Genomic DNA, 6,296 nt, shown 5'->3' with positions numbered 1-6,296 from the left:
CCGTGGCGGCCGGCCTGGCGCCAGCGGCCACCGGCACCGACACGGGCGGCTCGATCCGCCAGCCTGCCGCTTTTTGCGGCATCACCGGCATCAAGCCGACCTATGGCCGCGTCTCGCGCTTCGGCATGATCGCCTTTGCCTCGTCTCTGGATCAGGGCGGCCCGATGGCCCGCTCGGCCGAAGACTGCGCCCTGCTCCTGAGTGCCATGGCCGGCTTCGACGAGCGCGACTCGACCAGCCTGTCGCCGGAACAGGGCGGCGTGGCGGAAGATTTTTCGCGCAGTCTTGATGCCCCCCTCACGGGATTGCGCATCGGCGTGCCGCGCGAGTATTTCGGCGAAGGCCTGGCCAAGGACGTGGAAGCGGCCGTGCGCGGCGCGCTGGCGCAATATGAAAAGCTGGGCGCCACCCTGGTCGACATCTCGCTGCCGAACACCGCCCTGTCGATTCCCGCCTACTACATGATCGCCCCGGCAGAAGCATCGTCGAACCTGTCGCGCTACGACGGCGTGCGCTACGGCCACCGCGCTAGCGAGTACAAGGACTTGCAGGACATGTACAAGAAGTCGCGCGCCGAAGGCTTCGGTCCCGAAGTGCAGCGCCGCATCATGGTCGGCACCTACGTGCTGTGCCACGGCTACTACGACGCCTACTACCTGAAGGCGCAAAAGATCCGCCGCCTGATCGCGCAGGATTTCGACGCCGTGCTGAATGGCCCGTACGCCGTCTGCGACGTCATCATGGGACCGGTTGCGCCAACAGTCGCCTGGGACCTGGGCGACAAGACGGACGACCCGGTAGCGAACTACCTGGCCGACATCTACACCCTGTCGACCAGCCTGGCCGGCCTGCCCGGCATGTCGATCCCGTGCGGCTTTGGCGAAGGTGAAAAGAACGGCAAGCGCCCCGTCGGCCTGCAAATCATCGGCAATTATTTTGGCGAAGCCAGGCTGCTGAACGTGGCCCACCAGTTCCAGCTGGTGACGGACTGGCATACGCGCGCTCCAGGCAACGCAACTGCCGGCATCTAAGAACACACGCGCCGCCCAGGCGGCGCCAACAAAAATAAGCGAGAACACTATGCAATGGGAAGTCGTCATCGGTCTTGAGAACCACGTGCAGCTCACGACCGAATCCAAAATTTTCAGCGGTTCGCCGATCAAGTACGGCGCCGACGCCAACACGCAAGCGAGCCCCGTCGACCTGGCGCTGCCAGGCGTGCTGCCCGTGATGAACAAGCAGGCCGTCGACCGCGCGATCCGTTTTGGTTTGGCCGTGGGCGCCACCGTGGCGCCGCAGTCGGTCTTCGCGCGCAAGAACTATTTTTATCCGGATTCGCCGAAGGGCTACCAGATCAGCCAGTTCGAGGACCCCGTCGTCATCGGCGGCGCCCTCACCTTCGGCTACGAAAAGGATGGCGAGTTCGTCACCAAGACGGTCAACCTGACGCGCGCCCACCTGGAAGAAGACGCCGGCAAATCCCTGCATGAAGACTATGCGGGCATGAGCGGCATCGACTTGAACCGCGCCGGCACGCCGCTGCTGGAAATCGTCTCGGAACCGGAGATCCGCAGCGCCGCCGAAGCCGTTGCCTACGCCAAGGCGCTGCACTCGCTGGTCATGTGGCTGGGCGTTTGCGACGGCAACATGCAGGAAGGCTCGTTCCGCTGCGACGTCAACGTGTCCGTGCGCCCCGTCGGCCAGAAGGAATTCGGCACCCGCTGCGAGATCAAGAACCTGAACTCCTTCCGCTTCATCGAAGAAGCCGTGCACGTCGAAGTGCGCCGCCAGATCGAACTGATCGAAGACGGCGGCAAGGTCGTGCAGGCGACGCGTTTGTACGATCCGGACCGCAAGGAAACGCGCGAAATGCGCAGCAAGGAAGACGCGCAGGATTACCGCTACTTCCCGGATCCTGACCTGCCGCCGCTGGTCATCTCGCAAGCGTGGATCGACACGGTCAAGGCCTCGATGCCGGAACTGCCTGCCGCCATGCGCGCCCGTTTCATCAGCGAATACGCGTTGCCGGACTACGATGCGCTGGTGCTGACGCAATCGAAAGCCATGGCCACCTACTTCGTTGCCGTGGTCGACAAGGCCGGCAAGGAAAACGCCAAGGCCGCCGCCAACTGGCTGATGGGCGACGTGGCGTCGACCCTGAACCGCGAAGGCGTGGACCTGGACGACGCTCCCGTCTCTAGCGCGCAACTGGCCGCCATGCTCAAGCGCATCGCCGATGGCACCATCTCGAACAAGGCGGCAAAGGAAGTCTTCGCCGGCATGTGGGAAGCAAAATCGAACGACGAGAACCTGGTCGATACCATCATCGACGCCAAGGGCCTGAAGCAGATCTCGGACTCGGGCGCGCTGGAAGCCATCGTCGATGAAGTGCTGGCGGCCAACGCCAAGTCGGTGGAGCAGTACCGCGCCGGCAAGGAAGCGGCCATCAACGCGCTGATCGGCCAGGCCATGAAAGCATCCAAAGGCAAGGCCAACCCGGCCCAGCTGACGGAACTGCTGAAGGCCAAGCTGGCGGGCTAATTTTTCACCGCCCCCCAAAAAAAGACGCTGCGGCGTCTTTTTTTTCGCCTGCCGGCTTTACTCATAAACAAGCTTGTCTAGGTTTTACAGCATTGGCTGACAGGCATTTATAAGATACTGAAAATTAAAGTATACATTTTTGTCTACAAGGTTTACGCTAGCCATATTGAATTTCAGGCAAGAGGAAAACCGCATGGCCAAGACGCACGACATCCCGAAACCGACGGCGGCCGAACTCGATCTGCTGCAGGCGCTATGGCCGCTGGGCGCCGCAACGGCCAAGCAGGTGCACGAAGCGATGGCGCTGGCCAAGCCGGCCATCACCTACGGCACCGTGCTGCGCCTGATGCAGATCATGCATACCAAGGGCTTGCTGATCCGCGACGAAAGCCAGCGCTCGCATGTGTATGCGCCAGCGCAGGCGCAGGACAGCCTGCAGACCAATCTGCTCAAGGAACTGATGCAGAAAGCCTTTGCCGGTTCCGCCAAGGCGCTGGTGCTGGCGGCGCTGCGCACGGGCGTGTCGCGCGCCGAACGCGAGGAAATTGAAAAAATGCTCAAGGACGATCAGTCATGAGCGGCTTCGTGCAGGCCCTGGGCTGGACCCTGCTGCACTTCCTGTGGCAGGGCATCCTGATCGGCTGCGCCACGGCGCTGGCCTGGGCCGCCCTGCGCAATGCCCGTCCGGAAGCGCGTTATGCGCTTGGCTGCGGCGCCCTGCTGGCCTGCCTGTGCTGGCCACTGGTGGGACTGTCTCTGCGCCTGGCCAGCGGCGACGCGGCCAGCCCCGCATTTGCCGGCTCCCGGCTCTCCACAACGCTGCTGGCCCCCGACGGCTTGCCCGGCCTGCACACGGCGCTGAGCGTCATCGTCAGCGTCTGGGCGCTGTGCGCCGCCGTACTGGCCTTGCGCATGGCGCTCGGCATGCTGTGGATAGCACGCAGCGCCAGCCAGTCCGGCGCCACGCATACGGCATGGCAAACACGCCTGGCGCAGATGGCGCAAGCGGCGGGCGTGACGCGGGCCGTGCGGCTGCGCGTGCTCGATGGTATCGCCAGCCCTGTCACGGCCGGCATCTGGCGCCCCGTGGTGCTGGTACCCGCCGCGCTGATCACGGGCATGCCGCCCGACTTGCTCGCTGCGCTGCTGGCACACGAGCTGGCGCACATCCGCCGCCACGATTACTTGGTCAACCTGCTGCAAAACGCCATCGAGGCGCTGCTGTTCTTCCACCCTGCCGTCTGGTGGATTTCACGCGGCGTGCGCCTGGAACGCGAACATATTGCAGATGATTTCGCAGCAAGACAACTGGGCGAACCGCGGCGTCTGGCTCTTGCACTCTCGGAACTGGAACGTCTCCAGTTCTCAACCCACCACCTGGCCCAGGCGGCCAACGGAGGAGATCTTATGTCACGTATCAAACGATTGCTGCGCCCCGCACCACCGACCCTGAACTGGAAGGCGGCCGTGCCGCTGCTGGCACTGGCGGGCGCTTGCCTCGGCATCTATGGCCAGGCTGTCGCTTCTGCCAGCGCACCGGTACTGGAGCGCCGTCCCATCATCGACTTTGGCGTCTGCGGCAAACCCGTCTACCCGGCCGCATCGCTGCAGGCGAAGGAAGTGGGCACGGTCAACATGTCCTTTGATGTCGATGCCACCGGCAAGGTGCAAGGATCGAGCGTGGTCAAAAGCAGCGGCCATCCGGCCCTCGACGAGGCGGCGCGCACCGGCATTGCCAAGTGCACGTTCAAGCCGGCCCTGGCTGGCGGCAAGCCGGTCAGCGCCAGCGTCAAGGTGCAATACGTCTGGCGCCTGAACTAATGTCTGTGCGGCGGCATCGCTGCCGCCGCCCGCTTGCGGGTATGATCATGGATTCTTCCACGCACCCGTGAACACGCCATGAACAAGATCAAAACCGGCCTGGTCGGCTACGGCTTTGCCGGCTCCACCTTCCACGCTCCCGTCCTGTCGGCCATCGACGCCCTGGAACTGACGGCCGTCGCCTCCAGCAAGCCGGAACTCGTGCACAAGGATTGGCCGCAGGCCACCGTGTACGCGCAACCGGCGCAGCTGTTTGCCGATCCATCGATCGAACTGGTGGTCATCGCCGCGCCCAATGAAGCCCATTACAGCCTGGCGCTGGCTGCCCTGCAGGCGGGAAAACACGTGGTGGTGGACAAGCCCTTCACCATTTCCAGCCTGGAGGCGCAGACCCTGATCGCGCTGGCGCAAGAACGCAAGCTGGTGCTCAGCGTGTACCACAACCGCCGCTGGGATGGCGACTTCCTGACCCTCAAAACGCTGCTGGCGCAGGGCACCTTGGGCCGCATCGCCAGCGTCGAATCGCATTTTGACCGCTTCCGCCCCGAGATCCGCCAGCGCTGGCGCGAGTCCGCCGCACCGGGCGGCGGCTTGCTGTACGACCTGGGACCGCACATGCTGGACCAGGCCACGCAGCTGTTCGGCATGCCGGAAAAACTGTACGCCGACATCGCCCTGCAGCGCGATGGCGCGCAAGCTGTCGACTACATGCACATCGTTTTGTACTATGAGCGGCTGCGCGTGGTGCTGCAGGCCGGCTGCCTGGTGAAGGCGCCGACGGCGCGCTTCGCCGTGCATGGCGACAAGGGCAGTTTCGTGAAATTCGGTCTCGATCCGCAGGAAGATGCATTGAAGGCGGGCGGCAGGCCGGGCCAGGCCGGCTGGGGCGTCGATCCCGTGCGCGGTGCGCTGCACCTGGGTACGCAGCCGGATGGCCAGTTCGCGCACCTGGACATGCAGGCCGGCCGCTACCAGGATTTTTACCAGGGCATGGCCGATGCCATCCGTCATGGCGCAGCGGCGCCCGTGGCAGCCGAAGATGCGGCGGCGACGATACGCCTGATCGAACTGGCCCTGCAAAGCGCCGCCGAGGGCCGCGTGCTCGCGGTGCGCTGACGGTATGACAGCTGGCCGGACTCAGTTGATGACGAAGGCCAACACCACGGCGCCCAGCGCCAGCATGGCCAGGCCGCAAATGAACACCAGCTCGCCCCACCATTCGTAGCGCAGGCACGACTGGCCGGGGCGCAGCGACAAAAAGGACAGCACGGCGCTGACGAGAAACACGATGGCGTCGACGGCCAGCAGCTTGTCGATCACCACCCGCACGTCGCCACGCGGCGCCAGGTGGCCGATCGACAGCACGGTCATGCATACGCCGATCATCGTCGCCGAGGTGGGCAGGATATGTGCCGACAAGCCGCGCGCCGGCAGGCCCCGTTCGGGCGCCTTGCCGTCGCCTGGCATCAGGATTGGCCCTGGTTCGTTCCCGCCGGCCAGACCAGCTCCACGCGCGCGGAACTGCCAGCCTTGATTTGCACCTTGCGTTCCAGGGTCTTGCCCACCAGGGTAGCGCGCAGGCTGTAGCTACCCGGCGGCAATTTCGCCAGCAGGAAGGGGCCGCTGGCTGTCGTTTCCAGCACCGGTGCGCCCTTGGCATCATGAATCTCCAGCTTCACGTCGGAGGCAAATTCCGCCTTGCCCGCCGCCTGCACGGAAAACACCAGGCTCAATGGCCAATGCCGGCTGGCGCCCTTGATGGCCGTCGATTCCTCGAGGCCGATGCCGCCGCTCAGGTATTCCACCGCCCCGCTCTTCTGCACGGGCGGCAGGGCGCTGTCGGTCTGCGCGTGGGCGCTGCTCGCCAGCAGGAATCCCGCCGTGAACATCGCCGTCATCAAGCCCGGGATACCGCGTCTGTTTGGTGCCATCTC

7 protein-coding genes are annotated in these 6,296 nt (G+C 64.7%); 5 read left to right on the top strand and 2 right to left on the bottom strand.

The window, feature by feature from the left end; translation table 11 throughout:
• The 5 genes from JaAD80_RS19050 to JaAD80_RS19030 all read left to right on the top strand — a co-directional run.
• Nucleotides 1-1,031 (top strand): amidase family protein (locus tag JaAD80_RS19050; RefSeq protein WP_102296345.1); only part of this gene is annotated, 1,031 nt, incomplete at its 5' end.
• 34 nt (nucleotides 1,032-1,065) lie between these two features.
• A complete protein-coding gene (gene gatB / locus JaAD80_RS19045; protein ID WP_258003087.1) occupies nucleotides 1,066-2,541 on the top strand; it encodes an Asp-tRNA(Asn)/Glu-tRNA(Gln) amidotransferase subunit GatB in 1,476 nt (491 codons plus the stop codon).
• A gap of 193 nt (nucleotides 2,542-2,734) precedes the next feature.
• Nucleotides 2,735-3,118, top strand: a complete 384-nt coding sequence (locus JaAD80_RS19040) for a BlaI/MecI/CopY family transcriptional regulator (protein WP_077399405.1) — start codon at nucleotides 2,735-2,737, stop codon at nucleotides 3,116-3,118.
• Nucleotides 3,115-4,362: a M56 family metallopeptidase gene (locus JaAD80_RS19035; RefSeq protein ID WP_102296341.1), complete on the top strand. Its 1,248-nt coding sequence runs from the start codon at nucleotides 3,115-3,117 to the stop codon at nucleotides 4,360-4,362. Before JaAD80_RS19040 ends, JaAD80_RS19035 begins: the two co-directional genes overlap by 4 nt.
• Nucleotides 4,363-4,440: 78 nt before the next feature.
• Nucleotides 4,441-5,478 (top strand): oxidoreductase, encoded by a 1,038-nt coding sequence (locus JaAD80_RS19030; protein WP_102296339.1) that lies wholly within the window; start codon nucleotides 4,441-4,443, stop codon nucleotides 5,476-5,478.
• A 21-nt stretch (nucleotides 5,479-5,499) separates the two neighbouring features.
• On the opposite strand, the gene JaAD80_RS19025 is transcribed toward JaAD80_RS19030, so the two are convergent.
• Nucleotides 5,500-5,829, bottom strand: coding sequence for a hypothetical protein (locus JaAD80_RS19025; RefSeq protein WP_102296338.1), 330 nt, complete (start codon nucleotides 5,827-5,829; stop codon nucleotides 5,500-5,502).
• Entirely contained in the window at nucleotides 5,829-6,293 is a 465-nt protein-coding gene (locus tag JaAD80_RS19020) for a carboxypeptidase-like regulatory domain-containing protein (protein WP_146012427.1), read from the bottom strand. The genes JaAD80_RS19025 and JaAD80_RS19020 overlap by 1 nt, the downstream gene beginning before the upstream one ends.
• Nucleotides 6,294-6,296: the final 3 nt, after the last annotated feature.

It is taken from the genome of Janthinobacterium sp. AD80 (assembly GCF_002878455.1).
Lineage (GTDB): Bacteria > Pseudomonadota > Gammaproteobacteria > Burkholderiales > Burkholderiaceae_D > Janthinobacterium.
Note: the sequence above shows the minus strand (reverse complement) of the source record. Positions and strands in the feature narration are given on the sequence as shown.

Coding starts and splice junctions, on each gene's coding strand:
- JaAD80_RS19035 (WP_102296341.1), top strand. CDS start 3,115: ATGAGCGGCTTCGTGCAGGCCCTGGGCTGGACCCTGCTGCACTTCCTG.
- JaAD80_RS19030 (WP_102296339.1), top strand. CDS start 4,441: ATGAACAAGATCAAAACCGGCCTGGTCGGCTACGGCTTTGCCGGCTCC.
- JaAD80_RS19020 (WP_146012427.1), bottom strand. CDS start 6,293: ATGGCACCAAACAGACGCGGTATCCCGGGCTTGATGACGGCGATGTTC.
- JaAD80_RS19040 (WP_077399405.1), top strand. CDS start 2,735: ATGGCCAAGACGCACGACATCCCGAAACCGACGGCGGCCGAACTCGAT.
- JaAD80_RS19025 (WP_102296338.1), bottom strand. CDS start 5,829: ATGCCAGGCGACGGCAAGGCGCCCGAACGGGGCCTGCCGGCGCGCGGC.